Source organism: Micromonospora wenchangensis (genome assembly GCF_002210435.1).
GTDB classification, from domain to species: Bacteria; Actinomycetota; Actinomycetes; order Mycobacteriales; family Micromonosporaceae; genus Micromonospora; species Micromonospora wenchangensis.
In genome coordinates this window covers 1-16,017 of record NZ_MZMV01000103.1, presented here as the reverse complement: position 1 = coordinate 16,017, position 16,017 = coordinate 1, and the positions used below count along the sequence as shown (strand labels likewise).

Genomic DNA, 16,017 nt, shown 5'->3' with positions numbered 1-16,017 from the left:
CAGCCCGCCCAGCAGTGGCCGGCGCGCGCCGACGACCGGCGGTGGGAGGGGCAGCGGGCCGAGCAGCGGCGGGACCGGGAGCCGGTGGTGTCGTGGCGCGACCCGGAGCCCGAGCCGCGCGACCACCAGCAGTGGGCGGGCGAGCAGCGGTACGGCTACCCGCCGCAGGACGACGCCCCGCGCGCGGGCGGGCACTGGCGCTGACCGCTGCGCATCAGCTCACTTGTCGATGTCGCCGACCACGAAGAACATCGAGCCGAGGATGGCGATCAGGTCGGGCACCAGGCAGCCGGGGAGCAGGGTGGCCAACGCCTGCACGTTGGCGTACGACGCGGTGCGCAGCTTGAGCCGCCACGGCGTCTTCTCGCCCCGCGACACCAGGTAGTAGCCGTTGATCCCGAGCGGGTTCTCCGTCCACGCGTAGGTGTGCCCCTCGGGGGCCTTGACCACCTTGGGTAGCCGGGTGTTCACCGGGCCGGTGAGCCGGTCGACCCGGTCGAGGCACTGCGCGGCGAGGTCGAGGGAGGCGTACACCTGGTCGAGCAGCACCTCGAAGCGGGCGTGGCAGTCCCCGGCGGTGCGGGTGACCACCGGCACGTCGAGCTGGTCGTACGCCAGGTAGGGCTCGTCGCGGCGCAGGTCGAGGTCCAGGCCGGAGGCGCGGGCGACCGGCCCGGACGCCCCGAACGCGGCGGCGTCGGCGGCCGACAGCACCCCCACCCCGACGGTGCGGGCCAGGAAGATCTCGTTGCGTCGGATCAGGTTGTCGAGGTCGGGCATCCGGCGGCGGACCTCGTCGATGGCGGCGCGGGCCCGGCCGGTCCAGCCGGCGGGGACCTCCTCCTTGAGGCCGCCTACCCGGTTGAACATGTAGTGGATGCGGCCGCCGGAGACCTCCTCCATCACCGCCTGGATGGTCTCCCGTTCCCGGAACGCGTAGAAGACCGGGGTGATCGCGCCGATCTCCAGCGGGTAGGAGCCGAGGAACATCAGGTGGTTGAGCACCCGGTTCAGCTCGGCCAGCGCCATCCGTAGCCAGGTGGCCCGCTCGGGCACCTCCATGCCCATAAGCCGTTCCACGGCGAGCACGACGCCCAGCTCGTTGGAGAACGCCGACAGCCAGTCGTGCCGGTTGGCCAGCACGATGATCTGCCGGTAGTCGCGGACCTCGAACAGTTTCTCCGCGCCCCGGTGCATGTACCCGACGATGGGTTCGGCGGCGACCACCCGTTCCCCGTCGAGCACCAGTTTCAGCCGCAGCACGCCGTGCGTCGACGGGTGCTGCGGGCCGATGTTGAGCACCATGTCGGTGCCGAGCTGCTCCCCGCCGGCCCCGGTGCCGACGGTCAGCTCGCGCAGTTCACCGGTGTCCGTGGTCATGCCGGTCATCGTGCCATGAGTGCATCGACGGCGACGCCGACCGGCTGGAGCAGCCAGTGGTGTCCGCCGAGCCCGGCCGGGTCGGTCAGCTCGGCCACCGCCGAGGCGGCGGCGAGCGCCCGCACGTAGCCGGCCGGGTCGGTGCCGGCCAGGCTCAGCGCCGGTCGGCCGCCGTCGGCCCCGAGCGCCCGTAGCGCCTCCCGCTGGGACAGCAACGTGTACGCGCACCCGGCGACCCGGGCACCGGCGGCCGCGACGGAGTCGATGGCGACGTGCGCGGTGATGTCGCACGACCCGTCCGGCACCGGCGGCACCTGTCGCCCGTTCCGGTACCCGGTCAGCGTGCCGCCGACCGGCCGCCGCCCGCGCAGGTGCCCGTAGTCGACGGCCAGCGCCACCCCCCGCCGCAGCCGCCCGACCACCCCGCCCCAGGCGAGATCCCGCCCCCGCCCCACCTCCACCCGCTCCCCAAGCCCGGTGATCAAGAGGTTCGCGTCAGCGGAGGGGCCCGGACCTGACGCGAACCTCTTGATCACCGGGGCGGTGGTGGGGGTGGAGGGCGGCGGGGTGGGGGTGGGGTGCCAGGTGGCGAGCCAGGTCAGGTCTTCCGGGGTCAGTGGGGGGCCGGGGGTCTCCTCGCCGGTGCCCGGGTGCACCAGGTGGTAGCGCCAGCCGGTGTCGGTGGGGACGGCCACGTCCAGGGGGACGTTGTCCAGCCATTCGGTGGCGGTCAACAGGCCGGTGATCCCCGTCGGGGGCTCGGTCGCCCAGGCGATGACGGGCGGCAGGTCCGCCGGGCGGGGGGCCAGTTCCACGGCCGTGAGGCGCAGGCGGCGGGCCAGCGGCGTCGCAGCCGCGTCGGGTGTCGCCGGGTCGTGGGCCAGGGCGGCCAGGGCGCGCAGCAGCTCACCCCGGCCGGCGCCCACGTCCACCACGTCGAACGGGGTGGGGAAGCCGAGGGCGGCGTCGAGGCGGGACACGAGCCGGAACACCGCCGCCGCGAACGCCGGGGAGGCGTGCACGCTGGTCCGGAAGTGGTCGGCCGGGCCCGAGCCGGAGACGAAGAAGCCGTGCGGCCCGTAGAGGGCGGCGTCCATGGCGTCCCGCCAGCGAATCGCGTTCATCCCGTGTTCAGGGTCCGTCACCGTGCCGACCCTACGGTCTGCGGGCATGAGACGAATCGTGATCCCCGCGCTGGCGGTCGTACCGCTGCTGGTGTCGACCACCGGTGCCGCCGCCGCGCCCGCCCGGGACGACGCGCCGCGTGCGGTCCGGGCGGTGGCCGAGACCCCCGCCCTGTTCGACGACGCCGCCGGTGGCGACGCCGACGCCGACGATCCGGCGATCTGGGTGCACCCGACCGACCGGGCCGGCAGCCTGGTGATCGTCACCGCCAAGAACGGCGGCCTGCGGGTGTACGACCTGCGGGCCCGGGAGCGGCAGGCGATCGCCACCCCGCCGGCACCCGGTCCGGACGACGAGGCGGGCCGGTTCAACAACGTCGACCTGGTCGGCGGCTTCCGGTTGGCGGGCCGGCCGGTCGACCTGGCGGTGGTCACCGACCGGGGGCGGGACCAGCTCCGGTTCTACCGGATCGACCCGGTGTCGCGGCGGCTGGTCGACGTGACCGCGCCGCAGCCGCCGTTCGCGTTCAGCCGGGACCAGGCTGAGGTGAACACCCAGCGCACCGCGTACGGGTTGGGCACGTTCACCGACCGGGACGGGGCCGCGTACGCGGTGGTGAGCCGGCGCAGCACCCCTGAGGTGGGGGTGTTCCGGCTGGTGGAGCAGGCCGGGCGGGTCAGCTACCGGCCGGTGGGGCGGCTGGTGCTGCCGTCGACGTTCACCCTGCCGGACGGCTCCGCCTGGTCGCCGTGCACCGACCCGGGGGACGGCCCGCAGGTGGAGGGGACGGTGGTGGACCCGGCCACCGGCGTGGTGTACCTGGCGCAGGAGAAAGTCGGCCTGTGGCGGACCCGACTGGTCGGTGGCCGGTTCGTGGGCGTACCCCGGTCGGTGGAGCGGGTCCGCGAGTACGGCGTCCCGGCGGTCTTCGACCCGGCGGCCGACGACTGCGTCACCGACCACACCGCCGACCCGGGCTTCGGCGGGCGGATCGCCCAGGACGTGGAGGGCCTGACGATCATGCGCACCGGCCGGTACGCGGGCACCCTCGTCGTGTCCAGCCAGGGCGACGACACGTTCTTCACCTACGACCGGGTCAGCAACCGGCCGACCGGGCGGTTCGCGGTGGTCGACGGCCGGTTCGACGGCGCGCAGGAGTGCGACGGGGCGGCGGTGACGGCCACGCCGCTGCCGGGCTTCCCCGGCGGGCTGCTGGTGGTGCAGGACGGCCGGAACACCCCGGTGACGCCGGACGGTGACGGCGGGGAACGCCCGGACACCGACGTCAAGTTCGTCGACGCCGGGTTCCTGGCCGGACGGCGGTGAGCTGCCACACCGGGCCCCCGGCCGCCACCGGGGCGGCCGGTGCCGGCGGTCGGTGAACGTTTTCACACATCCTTGTTCGGGTTCCCTGCCCCCGGCGCATACTTGCCATCGACCGGTACCCCCTTCGAGGACTGGATCGTCGCCATGAGCGCACCGCTGCGCCCGCGTCCGGCCGCCGTACCCGGCGTCGCCGTACCGCAGGGCCCCGTCGTACCCGATGTCCCGTTCGTCCTTCCCGCCCGCCTCACCGTGGGCGTGGTCGGTGCCGGCCGGGTGGGTGCCGTGCTGGGGGCGGCGCTGGTCGCCGCCGGGCACCGGGTGGTCGCCGCCTCCGGTGTCTCCGGTGCGACCCGGGCCCGGATCGCGCTGCTCCTGCCGGACGCGGTGAACCGGTCCGCCACCTCGGTCGCCCGGGACGCCGCCGACCTGCTTCTGGTCGCCGTGCCCGACGACGCGCTGGCGGGAGTGGTGGCCGGGCTGGCCGACACCGGCGCGCTGCACCCGGGCCAGGTGGTCGCGCACACCTCCGGCGCGCACGGGCTGGGCGTGCTGGCCCCGGCCACCGCCGTGGGTGCCCGGCCGCTGGCCCTGCACCCCGCGATGACCTTCACCGGTACGCCTGACGACCTGTCCCGGCTGGCCGGCATCTCCTTCGGGGTGACCGCCCCGGCCGGGCTGCGGGCGGCGGCGGCCCGGCTCGTCGCCGACCTGGGCGGGGTGCCGGAGTGGGTGGGGGAGACCGACCGGGTGCTCTACCACGCGGCGCTGGCGCACGGCGCGAACCACCTGGTGACCCTGGTCAACGAGGCGGCCGACCGGCTGCGGGACGCCGGGGTGGCCCAGCCGGAGAAGGTGCTGGCCCCGCTGCTGCGGGCGGCGTTGGAGAACGCCCTGCGGCTCGGCGACGACGCGCTCACCGGCCCGGTGTCGCGCGGCGACGCGGGCACCGTACGACGGCACCTGGCCCGGCTGGCGCAGACCGCGCCGGAATCCGTCGCCCCCTACCTGGCGTTGGCCCGACGCAGCGCGGACCGGGCGATCGCGGCGGGCCGGCTGCGCCCGGTGGACGCCGAGTCCCTGCTGGACGTGCTGGCCGGCGTCCACCGGGAAGTGGCGGCGTGAGCGGGCCCGGATGGGCCGGTGAGCCGGGTTTGCGAGCCCCGCAGCGCGAACGAAGGGCGATCCGGTGAGTGTGAGGAGTGAGCCGGGTTTGCGAGCCCCGCAGCGCGAACGAAGGGTAATTCGGTGACGGAACTGGTGCACACCCGGGCGGAGCTGGCGAAGGCGCGGGCCGGGCTGGCCGGCACGGTCGGCGTCGTGATGACGATGGGCGCGCTGCACCCGGGGCACGAGACGCTGATCCGGGCCGCCCGGGAGCGGGCTGACCACGTGCTGGTGACGATCTTCGTGAACCCGTTGCAGTTCGGCCCGAACGAGGACTTCGACAGGTACCCGCGCACCCTCGACACCGACCTGGAGGTGTGCCGGCGGGCCGGTGCGGACCTGGTGTTCGCCCCGGCCGTGGCGGACATGTACCCGGACGGGCAGCCCACGGTCCGGGTCAACCCGGGCGAACTCGGTGAGGAGTTGGAGGGGCAGAGCCGGCCCGGCTTCTTCCACGGGGTGCTGACCGTGGTGTTGAAGCTGCTCCAGCTCACCCGGCCCGACTTCACCTTCTTCGGGGAGAAGGACTACCAGCAGCTCACCCTGGTCCGCCGGATGGCCCGGGACCTGGACGTGCCGGTCGAGGTGGTCGGCGTGCCCACCGTCCGGGAGCCGGACGGGCTGGCCCTGTCCAGCCGTAACCGTTACCTGTCGGCGGACGAGCGGCAGGTGGCGCTGGGGCTGTCCGCCGCGCTGCGGGCCGGTGCGGCCGCCGCCGAGCGGGGTGCCGACGCCGGTGACGTACTGGCCGCCGCCCACCGGGCGCTGGGCGCGACGCCGGGCGCGCGGCTGGACTACCTGGTGCTCACCGATCCGGATCTGGAGCCGGGGCCGGTCGCCGGGCCGGCCCGGCTGCTGATCGCGGCCTGGGTGGGCGGCACCCGGCTGATCGACAACCTGGCCATCCGGCTCGCTCCCCGTAGCTGACCCCGTACCTCTCTGGAAAGGCACCACGATGCTCCGGACCATGCTCAAGTCGAAGATCCACCGGGCGACGGTGACCCAGGCCGACCTGCACTACGTCGGTTCGGTGACGGTGGACCAGGATCTGCTCGACGCCGCCGACCTGCTCCCGGGCGAGCAGGTGGCGATCGTGGACGTGACCAACGGGGCCCGGCTGGAGACCTACGTGATCCCCGGTGAGCGGGGCAGCGGCGTGATCGGGATCAACGGCGCGGCGGCGCACCTGGTGCACCCGCAGGACCTGGTGATCCTGATCTCGTACGGTCAGATGGACGACGCGGAGGCCCGCACGTACCGCCCCCGGGTGGTCCACGTGGACGCCGACAACAGGGTGGTTGAGCTGGGCGGCGACCCGGCTGCGGCGGCCGTCGGGACGGCCGGCGACCCGGTGCCGAGTCCACTCGCCGTCGTCGGCTGACCAGAATTCCGGTCTGTTACCGGAAGGTCATTTTTGGTTACCCTGGGCTGACCGTCGGATTGACGGTCGTCGGCTGGGGGAGGCCGCGTTGCGCCGTGCGATGAGGGTCCGCCGAGCGGTGACGCTCGTCGTCGCCGCCGTGGCGGCGGGAGCGGTCCTGGCGGCCTGCGGTGCCCCGGGCGGCCTCGACGGCGATCTCACCGACGACTGGGCGGCCCTGCCGCCGGCCGGGCCGTTCACCCCCGCGGCGGGCGTGTGCCAGGTCGCCGACTTCACCGACACGGTCTCCCTGGCGGCGTACGCGCCGGTGGACTGCGCGGTGCCGCACCGGGTCGAGACGGTGCACGTGGGCACGTTGCCGGGTACGCGGGCCACCGCGCCGGCCACCGGCTCGACCGAGCTGCGGGGCGCGTTCGCCGAGTGTGACACCCGGGCCGCCGGGTACGTGGGCGACGACTGGCGGGCCGGCCGGCTGCGGCTGGCGGTGGCGCTGCCTACCGCGCCGGGTTGGGCGGCCGGGGCGCGCTGGTTCCGGTGCGACCTGAGCGAGCTGAACACCGTCGAGGCGGCGGCCACCGTGGTCACCCGCACGGGCAGCCTGCGGGACGCGTTGAAGGGGGCCTCCCCGCTGCGGCTGGGCTGCCAGCGGGCCAGGAGCGGCCGGGGCGCCGGGGTGCAGGTGCTGGTCCCGGTGGAGTGCCCGGCGGTGCACGAGGCGGAGTTCGTGGGCGTCTGGAAGGCCCCTGACCGGCCGTACCCGACCAAGGACGTCGACTGGCTGCCGTTGTACGCCGGCTGCCGCAGCGTGCTGGCCCGGTACGTGGGGGTGCCGGACGACACCAGGCTGCGTTTCCGCAGCGGGGTGGTGGTGCGTCCGCCCGGTCCGGGCCGGTGGCGGGTCGGTGACCGGGGGGTCCGCTGCTACCTGTGGTTGAGCGACCGGACGGTGACGGCCTCGCTGAAGGGCGGCGGTCCGGCGGCCCTGCCGGTGCGGACGAAGTAGCGGACGGGGTAGCCGAAACCACTCGTCCCGCCCCCCGCCCCCCGTCGCGAGGATCGTTCGGGTTGACTGTGACCATGGAACTTCGTCCGACCGTCGACCTGCCGGCCCTGCCCAGCCTGCTGGCTGCTCCCGCGCCCGGCTGGGTGGAGACCACCGACGTGATCGTGGTCGGCTCCGGGGTGGCCGGGCTCACCGCCGCGCTGCACCTGCGCGAGGCGGGCCTGCACGTCACCGTGGTCACCAAGGTCAACATCGACGACGGTTCGACCCGCTGGGCGCAGGGCGGGATCGCCGCCGTACTCGACCCGGCGGACTCGCCCGCCGCGCACGCCCGGGACACCGAGATCGCCGGGGTCGGACTCTGCGACCCGGCGGCGGTCCGGCTGCTGGTGGAGGAGGGGCCGCTGCGGCTGCGGGAGCTGATGCGCATCGGTGCGGAGTTCGACCGCAACCCGGACGGTTCGCTGATGCTCACCCGGGAGGGCGGGCACCGGGCCGACCGGATCGTGCACGCCGGTGGTGACGCGACCGGGGCGGAGGTGCAGCGGGCCCTGCACGCGGCGGTCCGCCGCGACCCGTGGATCAGGCTGGTCGAGCACGCCCTGGTGCTGGATCTGCTGCGCGCCCCCGGCGACGGCCCGGACTCCCCCGGCCCGGCCTGCGGGATCACCCTGCACGTGCTCGGCGAGGGCAGCGAGGACGGCGTGGGCGCCCTGCTGGCCCGCGCGGTGGTGCTGGCCACCGGCGGGATGGGGCAGGTGTTCTCGGCCACCACCAACCCGGCGGTCTCCACCGGCGACGGCGTGGCGTTGGCGCTGCGGGCCGGGGCGGCGGTCACCGACGTCGAGTTCGTGCAGTTCCACCCGACCGCGTTGATCGTGCCCGAGCAGGCCCGGGTGCCCGGGGCCGGCCTCGCCCAGCAGCCGCTGGTCTCCGAGGCGCTGCGGGGCGAGGGCGCGCACCTGGTCGACGCGGACGGCAAGCGGTTCATGCTCGGCCAGCACGAGCTGGCCGAACTGGCCCCCCGCGACGTGGTGGCCAAGGGCATCCACCGGGTGCTGCTGGCCACCGGTGCCGACCACGTCCATCTCGACGCCCGGCACCTCGGCGGGGACTTCCTCGCCGGGCGGTTCCCGACCATCGTCGCGTCCTGCCTGGCCATCGGGGTCGATCCGGCTACGGATCTGATCCCGGTCGCCCCGGCCGCCCACTACGCGTCCGGCGGCGTCCGCACCGATCTGCGCGGCCGGACCTCCATCCCCGGCCTGTACGCCTGCGGGGAGGTCGCCTGCACGGGCGTGCACGGTGCGAACCGGCTGGCCAGCAACTCGCTGCTGGAGGGGCTGGTCTTCTCCCGCCGGATCGCCGAGGACATCGCCACCGGGCTGCCCGAGCAGGCGCAGCCGGCGTCGACCGGCGCGTGGGTGGGCGGCGGGGGCGGGGTGCTGTCCGCCGACGGCGTGCCGGCGCTGCAACGGTCGATGACCCGGGGTGCCGGCGTGTTGCGGTCGGCGGCCAGCCTCGCCGGGACCGCCGCCACCCTGACCGGGCTGGCCGGTGACGCCGGCCGGGCGGGCACCGCCGGTTGGGAGGCGACGAACCTGGTCACCGTGGCGGCGACCCTGGTCGCCGCCGCGTACGCCCGGCAGGAGACCCGGGGCTGCCACTGGCGGGAGGACTTCCCGACGGCCGACGAGCGGTGGCGTGGCCACCTGGTCGCGGCGATCGACGCCCGGGGCGGGCTGACCGAACGCTGGGAGGGGCTGCCCTGACCACGGGCGGTCCAGGAGCGGTGGCGCGGGCAGCGCCGACGAACGGAGGAATCCACGTGCGGGAATCGACGCGGCAGACGCTGGCCGCCGGTGGGCTGGACCCGGAGCGGGTGCGGCGGGTGATCGTCGACGCGCTCACCGAGGACCTGGGGGCGGACTTCCTCGACGTCACCAGCGTCGCCACCATCGCGGCCGGGCAGACCGACACCGCCGACCTGGTGGCCCGGGAGGACGGGGTGGTGGCCGGGCTGGCGGTGGCCGCCGCGGTCTTCGAGCTGGTCGGGGAGGTGACCGCTGCGGAGCGTACCGTCGAGGTGGTCGTGGTGGCCCACGACGGCGCGCGGGTGGCCCGGGGTGACGTGCTGGCGACGGTGACCGGGCCGACCCGGCTGCTGCTCACCGCCGAGCGCACCGCGCTGAACCTGCTCTCCCGGATGTCCGGGGTGGCCACCCACACCCGGGCCTGGGCGGACGCCCTGGCCGGCACCAAGGCGACCGTGCTGGACACCCGCAAGACCACGCCCGGCCTGCGGATGCTGGAGAAGTACGCGGTCCGCGCCGGTGGCGGCACCAACAAGCGGATGGGCCTGTACGACGTCGCCATGATCAAGGACAACCACAAGCTGGCCGCCGGCGGTGTCGGGGCGGCCTTCCGGCGGGTCCGGCAGACCTTCCCCGAGGTGCCGGTGCAGGTGGAGGTGGACACCCCGGCCGAGGCGGTGGAGGCGGTCGAGGCCGGTGCCGACTTCCTGCTGCTGGACAACATGTCCCCGACGACCCTGCGCGAGGTGGTCGCGGCGGTCGGCGACCGGGCCGAACTGGAGGCGACCGGCGGGCTGACCCTGGAGGTGGCCGCCGAGTACGGGGCGACCGGGGTGGACTACCTCTCGGTGGGCGCGCTGACGCACTCGTCGCCGATCCTGGACATCGCCCTGGACCTGCGCGAGCGGTGAGTCGGTACGGGTCGCCGGACGCCGGCCCACTCCTCGCGTCCGGCGGCCCGTCGGCGTCTAGGCTGCGTGCGTGCTGCTCTGCATCGACATCGGAAACACCAACACCGTGCTGGCGACCTTCGACGGCGACCGCCTGGTGCACTCGTGGCGGATCAAGACCGACGCCCGTTCGACAGCGGACGAGCTGGGGCTGATGTTCCGGGGGCTGCTGGCCGGTGACGCCGTCGAGATCACCGGGGTGGCCGCCTGCTCGACGGTGCCGGCGGCGCTGCGCTCGCTGCGGACCATGCTGGCCCGCTACTACGCCGATCTGCCGAGCGTCGTCGTCGAGCCGGGGGTACGCACCGGTGTGCAGCTCGCCATCGACAACCCGAAGGAGGTCGGCGCGGACCGGGTGGTCAACACGCTGGCCGCGTACACCCTCTACGGCGGTCCGTCGATCGTGGTGGACTTCGGCACCACCACCAACTTCGACGTGATCAGCGGTCGGGGGGAGTTCCTCGGCGGGGCGTTCGCCCCCGGCATCGAGATCTCCTTCGACGCGCTCGCCGCCCGCGCCGCGCAACTGCGCAAGGTGGAGGCGAACAAGCCCCGCTCGGTGATCGGCAAGAACACCGTGGAGTGCCTCCAGTCCGGCCTCTACTTCGGCTTCGCCGGGCAGGTCGACCGGATCGTCGAGCGGATGACCGAGGAACTGGGCGAGGTCCGGGCGGTGATCGCCACCGGCGGGCTGGCCTCGGTGGTGATCGGCGAGTGCCGCACCATCACCCACCACGAGCCGATGATCACCCTGATCGGCCTGCGCATGGTCTACGAGCGCAACACCTGATCACGGTGGGCTGGTTATCCCGTAACGGCCGCCCGGGGGCTTGAGTACGCTCATGGGCTGACCCCGCCGAAACTCCCTTAGCCGAGGAAGCGTGCCGTGACCGAGCAGAACACCGTGCCAGTGGACCCCGCCGACGACCTTCCCGAGCAGATGAAGGTCCGCCGGGAGAAGCGGGACCGGATGCTCGCCGAGGGCGTCGAGCCGTACCCCGTCGGTTTTCCCCGGACCAGCACCCTGGCCGAGGTGCGCGAGCGGTACGCCGAGCTGCCTACCGACACCGCGACCGGGGACCGGGTCTCGGTCACCGGCCGGGTGATCTTCGTACGGAACACCGGCAAGCTCTGTTTCGCGACCCTGCGCGACGGCGACGGCACCGAGTTGCAGGCGATGCTCTCCCTGGACCGGGTCGGCGCGGAGCGGCTGGAGGACTGGAAGCGCCTGGTCGACCTGGGTGACCACGTCGGTGTCACCGGCGAGGTGATCACCAGCCGGCGCGGTGAGCTGTCGGTGCTCGCCGACGAGTGGGCGGTGACCGCCAAGGCGCTGCGTCCGTTGCCGGTGGCGCACAAGCCGCTGAGCGAGGAGGCCCGGGTCCGCCAGCGTTACGTGGACCTGATCGTCCGCCCGCAGGCCCGCCAGATGGTCCGGACCCGGGCCGCGGCGGTGCGCAGCCTGCGCGACTCGTTGCACGGTCAGGGATTCATCGAGGTCGAGACGCCGATGCTCCAGTTGCTGCACGGGGGCGCGGCGGCCCGCCCATTCGTGACCCACAGCAATGCACTCGGTACGGATCTGTATCTGCGAATCGCGCCGGAACTGTTTCTCAAGCGCGCCGTGGTCGGCGGGGTCGACCGGGTGTTCGAGATCAACCGCAACTTCCGCAATGAGGGAGTCGACTCGTCGCACTCCCCGGAGTTCGCGATGCTGGAGACCTACCAGGCGTACGGCGACTACGACACGATGGCCGAGTTGACCCGCAATCTCGTGCAGCAGGCGGCGGTGGCGGTCAGCGGCTCGACGACGGTGACCCACGCCGACGGGCGCGAGTTCGACCTGGGCGGGCAGTGGCGCTCGGTGACCCTCTTCGGGGTGCTTTCCGAGGCCCTCGGCGAGGAGGTCACGGTCCGCACCGACCGGGCCCGCCTGGTGGAGTACGCCGACAAGGTGGGGCTGGCGGTCGACCCGAAGTGGGGTCCGGGCAAGCTCGCCGAGGAGCTGTTCGAGGAACTGGTGGTGCCGAGTCTCCAGTCGCCGACCTTCGTGCGGGACTACCCGGAGGAGACCAGCCCGCTCACCCGCGCCCACCGCAGCGAGCCGGGCCTGGCCGAGAAGTGGGACCTCTACGTGCTCGGCTTCGAGCTGGGCACCGCGTACTCGGAGCTGGTCGACCCGGTGGTGCAGCGGGAACGCCTGGTCGCGCAGGCGCAGCTGGCCGCCCGGGGCGACGACGAGGCCATGCGGCTGGACGAGGACTTTCTCCGGGCCATGGAGTACGGAATGCCGCCGGCCGGGGGTATGGGAATGGGAATCGACCGGCTCTTGATGGCGCTGACCGGCCTGGGAATTCGGGAAACCATCCTCTTCCCGTTGGTCCGTGCCGAGTAGCCCCGCAGGGGGACCTTTGCCGGGTCGTTACAGCGACCTATTGACGTGGCAAGCATCGGGCGGGTTATCGTGCTCCTATTGCAGGAGCACCCTGCTCGAAAGGAATGTGGGACGTGGCCAAGCAGATCATTCACAAGCTGGTCGATGACCTGGACGGCGGGGACGCGGACGAGACCGTCAAGTTCGCCCTCGACGGCGTTCAGTACGAGATCGACCTGTCGAACTCCAACGCCGACAAATTGCGGGATGTTTTCGCGCCGTACGTGGCCGCCGGTACCCGGGTCGGTCGGGGCGGCGTGGTCGTGGGTGGCCGGGCCGCCCGGGGCCGGGGCGGGGCGACCGCCGACCGCGAGCAGAACAAGGCGATCCGGTCCTGGGCCAAGAAGAACGGCAAGGACATCTCCGACCGGGGCCGCATCCCGCAGGAGATCGTCGACGAGTACCACGCGACCCGCTGAGCGTCAGCGGCGAACCGACGCCGGGCCGGAGCATGCCTCCGGGCCGGCGTCGCCGTCTGGGTGCGGTCCGGGGGCGTTCCCGGGCGGTCCGCGGTGCCGTCGGCGCTCGGGCTGCGGCACCCGGCCCGGGGAGGGAAGTTTTCCGGCTCCGGGGGCGTTGTCCACAGCCGGTGGAGACTTCGTCCACAGCCTGTGGATGACCCACGGGGCCCCGGCAGGGCGTTGTGCACCCCGGGCGAATTTCGCTCTGCGCGTACAGGCTGGGGTGCCGGAACACCTCCTGAGCGCGGATGGTTGGTCAAAACGACGTCGGAACGGCTCGGTACGAGGAGACACGACCTCAGCGGAGTCGGTCAGCGGCGATAGAGTAAGGAGGCACGGACGCCCGTCCCGGACGTCCGAGCACCGGCCCCGCCAAGATCTCGCAGTCGAGGCGCACGGCACGTGAGGAGCACGAGGGCATGTTCGAGCGGTTCACCGACCGAGCGCGACGGGTTGTCGTCCTGGCCCAAGAAGAGGCCCGGATGCTCAACCACAACTACATCGGTACGGAGCACATCCTGCTGGGCCTGATCCACGAGGGTGAGGGTGTGGCGGCCAAGGCCCTGGAGAGCCTCGGCATCTCCCTGGAGGGCGTCCGCCAGCAGGTCGAGGAGATCATCGGCCAGGGCCAGCAGGCGCCGAGCGGGCACATCCCGTTCACGCCCCGGGCCAAGAAGGTGCTGGAGCTGTCCCTGCGCGAGGCGCTGCAGCTCGGCCACAACTACATCGGCACCGAGCACATCCTGCTCGGGCTGATCCGCGAGGGCGAGGGCGTCGCCGCCCAGGTGCTGGTGAAGCTGGGCGCCGACCTCAACCGGGTCCGCCAGCAGGTGATCCAGCTCCTCTCCGGCTACCAGGGCAAGGAGCCGGCCGCCGCCGGTACCGCGCCGGGTGAGGCCGCGCCGTCGACCAGCCTCGTGCTGGACCAGTTCGGTCGCAACCTGACCCAGGCCGCCCGCGAGGGCAAGCTCGACCCGGTGATCGGGCGCGAGAAGGAGATCGAGCGGGTCATGCAGGTGCTGTCCCGCCGCACCAAGAACAACCCGGTCCTGATCGGTGAGCCCGGCGTCGGCAAGACCGCCGTGGTGGAGGGCCTGTCCCAGAAGATCATCAAGGGCGAGGTGCCCGAGACGCTGAAGGACAAGCAGCTCTACACCCTCGACCTCGGTGCCCTGGTCGCCGGCTCCCGCTACCGGGGTGACTTCGAGGAGCGCCTCAAGAAGGTGCTCAAGGAGATCCGCACCCGGGGCGACATCATCCTGTTCATCGACGAGATCCACACCCTGGTCGGTGCGGGTGCCGCCGAGGGCGCGATCGACGCGGCGAGCATCCTCAAGCCGATGCTGGCCCGGGGCGAGTTGCAGACCATCGGCGCGACCACCCTCGACGAGTACCGCAAGCACCTGGAGAAGGACGCCGCGCTGGAGCGTCGTTTCCAGCCGATCCAGGTGGGTGAGCCGTCGCTGGCCCACACCATCGAGATCCTCAAGGGCCTGCGGGACCGCTACGAGGCGCACCACCGGGTGAGCATCACCGACGCCGCCCTCGTGGCCGCCGCGACCCTCGCCGACCGGTACATCTCCGACCGCTTCCTGCCGGACAAGGCGATCGACCTGATCGACGAGGCCGGGGCCCGGATGCGCATCCGCCGGATGACCGCGCCGCCGGACCTGCGTGACTTCGACGAGCGGATCGCCCAGGTGCGCCGTGACAAGGAGTCCGCGATCGACGCGCAGGACTTCGAGCGGGCCGCCCAGCTGCGCGACAAGGAGAAGCAGCTCCTCGGTCAGAAGGCGCAGCGGGAGAAGGAGTGGAAGGCCGGTGACCTGGACGTCGTCAGCGAGGTCGACGACGAGCAGATCGCCGAGGTGCTCGGCAACTGGACCGGTATCCCCGTCTACAAGCTGACCGAGGAGGAGACCTCCCGGCTGCTGCGGATGGAGGACGAGCTGCACAAGCGCGTCATCGGCCAGGAGGACGCGGTCAAGGCGGTGTCGAAGGCGATCCGGCGTACCCGGGCCGGCCTGAAGGACCCGAAGCGGCCGTCCGGCTCGTTCATCTTCGCCGGCCCGTCCGGTGTCGGTAAGACCGAGCTGTCCAAGGCGCTTGCCGAGTTCCTGTTCGGCAGCGAGGACGCCCTGATCCAGCTGGACATGTCCGAGTTCCACGACCGGTACACGGTGTCCCGCCTGGTCGGTGCCCCTCCCGGCTACGTCGGTTACGACGAGGGTGGCCAGCTGACCGAGAAGGTGCGTCGTCGCCCGTTCTCGGTGGTGCTCTTCGACGAGATCGAGAAGGCCCACCCGGACGTGTTCAACACGCTGCTCCAGATCCTGGAGGACGGCCGGTTGACCGACGGTCAGGGTCGGATCGTGGACTTCAAGAACACGGTCATCATCCTGACCACCAACCTGGGCACCCGGGACGTCGCCAAGGCGGTGTCGCTGGGCTTCCAGCAGTCGGAGGACTCCGAGTCCACCTACGACCGGATGAAGCAGAAGGTCAACGACGAGCTGAAGCAGCACTTCCGGCCCGAGTTCCTCAACCGGATCGACGACACCATCGTCTTCCACCAGCTGCGGCAGAACGAGATCCTCTCGATCGTGGACATCATGATCCAGCGGATCGAGGGCCAGCTCCGCAACAAGGACATGGGTCTGGAGCTGACCGACAACGCCAAGAAGTACCTGTCCAAGAAGGGCTTCGACCCGGTGCTGGGTGCCCGTCCGCTGCGTCGGACGATCCAGCGCGACATCGAGGACAACCTCTCCGAGCGGATCCTGTTCAACGAGCTGACCCCCGGTCAGATCGTGGTGGTGGACTGCGAGGGCGACCCGGAGGACATCGACAAGTCGAAGCTGGTCTTCCACGGCTCCGACCGTCCGGCCGCAGTGCCGGACGCCGTCCCGGCCGACCTGGGTGGCGCCGCCACCACGGGCGAGTAGGCCCCGACGGGTCGACAGGACAGCGGGCGGCGGG

14 protein-coding genes are annotated in these 16,017 nt (G+C 72.7%); 12 read left to right on the top strand and 2 right to left on the bottom strand.

What is annotated here, in order from left to right; translation table 11 throughout:
- Positions 1-204, top strand: a 204-nt coding sequence (locus B5D80_RS33570) for a hypothetical protein (protein ID WP_158224280.1), incomplete at its 5' end; no start/stop codon positions are given.
- 15 nt (positions 205-219) lie between these two features.
- On the opposite strand, the gene B5D80_RS31560 is transcribed toward B5D80_RS33570, so the two are convergent.
- The gene (locus B5D80_RS31560) at positions 220-1,389 is read right to left on the bottom strand and encodes an NADH-quinone oxidoreductase subunit D (protein ID WP_211291719.1); all 1,170 of its coding nucleotides are present in this window, start codon (positions 1,387-1,389) and stop codon (positions 220-222) included.
- Positions 1,386-2,504, bottom strand: coding sequence for an SAM-dependent methyltransferase (locus B5D80_RS31555; RefSeq protein WP_088647585.1), 1,119 nt, complete (start codon positions 2,502-2,504; stop codon positions 1,386-1,388). Before B5D80_RS31555 ends, B5D80_RS31560 begins: the two co-directional genes overlap by 4 nt.
- A 46-nt stretch (positions 2,505-2,550) precedes the next feature.
- Here B5D80_RS31555 and B5D80_RS31550 point away from each other — a divergent pair, with 46 nt between their 5' ends.
- The 11 genes from B5D80_RS31550 (at position 2,551) to B5D80_RS31500 (ending at position 15,983) form a co-directional block, all read left to right on the top strand.
- The gene (locus B5D80_RS31550) at positions 2,551-3,831 is read left to right on the top strand and encodes a phytase (protein ID WP_088647584.1); all 1,281 of its coding nucleotides are present in this window, start codon (positions 2,551-2,553) and stop codon (positions 3,829-3,831) included.
- A 144-nt stretch (positions 3,832-3,975) separates the two neighbouring features.
- Positions 3,976-4,953: a Rossmann-like and DUF2520 domain-containing protein gene (locus B5D80_RS31545; RefSeq protein ID WP_088647583.1), complete on the top strand. Its 978-nt coding sequence runs from the start codon at positions 3,976-3,978 to the stop codon at positions 4,951-4,953.
- Between the two features lie 123 nt (positions 4,954-5,076).
- Positions 5,077-5,922 carry a pantoate--beta-alanine ligase gene (panC, locus tag B5D80_RS31540; protein ID WP_088647582.1) on the top strand — a complete coding sequence of 282 codons (846 nt, stop codon included), beginning with the start codon at positions 5,077-5,079 and terminating at the stop codon, positions 5,920-5,922.
- A gap of 28 nt (positions 5,923-5,950) precedes the next feature.
- Positions 5,951-6,376, top strand: coding sequence for an aspartate 1-decarboxylase (panD, locus tag B5D80_RS31535; protein WP_088647581.1), 426 nt, complete (start codon positions 5,951-5,953; stop codon positions 6,374-6,376).
- Between the two features lie 100 nt (positions 6,377-6,476).
- Positions 6,477-7,379, top strand: coding sequence for a septum formation family protein (locus tag B5D80_RS31530; protein WP_088647580.1), 903 nt, complete (start codon positions 6,477-6,479; stop codon positions 7,377-7,379).
- Positions 7,380-7,453: 74 nt separating this feature from the next.
- Positions 7,454-9,151, top strand: a complete 1,698-nt coding sequence (locus B5D80_RS31525; RefSeq protein ID WP_088647579.1) for an L-aspartate oxidase — start codon at positions 7,454-7,456, stop codon at positions 9,149-9,151.
- Positions 9,152-9,207: 56 nt separating this feature from the next.
- A complete protein-coding gene (gene nadC / locus B5D80_RS31520; protein WP_088647578.1) occupies positions 9,208-10,104 on the top strand; it encodes a carboxylating nicotinate-nucleotide diphosphorylase in 897 nt (298 codons plus the stop codon).
- Positions 10,105-10,174: 70 nt separating this feature from the next.
- The gene (locus tag B5D80_RS31515; protein ID WP_088647577.1) at positions 10,175-10,933 is read left to right on the top strand and encodes a type III pantothenate kinase; all 759 of its coding nucleotides are present in this window, start codon (positions 10,175-10,177) and stop codon (positions 10,931-10,933) included.
- 96 nt (positions 10,934-11,029) lie between these two features.
- Positions 11,030-12,538: a lysine--tRNA ligase gene (gene lysS / locus B5D80_RS31510; RefSeq protein WP_088647576.1), complete on the top strand. Its 1,509-nt coding sequence runs from the start codon at positions 11,030-11,032 to the stop codon at positions 12,536-12,538.
- Between the two features lie 113 nt (positions 12,539-12,651).
- Positions 12,652-12,996 carry a histone-like nucleoid-structuring protein Lsr2 gene (locus tag B5D80_RS31505; RefSeq protein WP_168222573.1) on the top strand — a complete coding sequence of 115 codons (345 nt, stop codon included), beginning with the start codon at positions 12,652-12,654 and terminating at the stop codon, positions 12,994-12,996.
- A 461-nt stretch (positions 12,997-13,457) separates the two neighbouring features.
- On the top strand, positions 13,458-15,983 hold the full coding sequence (locus B5D80_RS31500; RefSeq protein ID WP_088647575.1) for an ATP-dependent Clp protease ATP-binding subunit: 2,526 nt from the start codon (positions 13,458-13,460) through the stop codon (positions 15,981-15,983).
- Positions 15,984-16,017 lie beyond the last annotated feature (34 nt).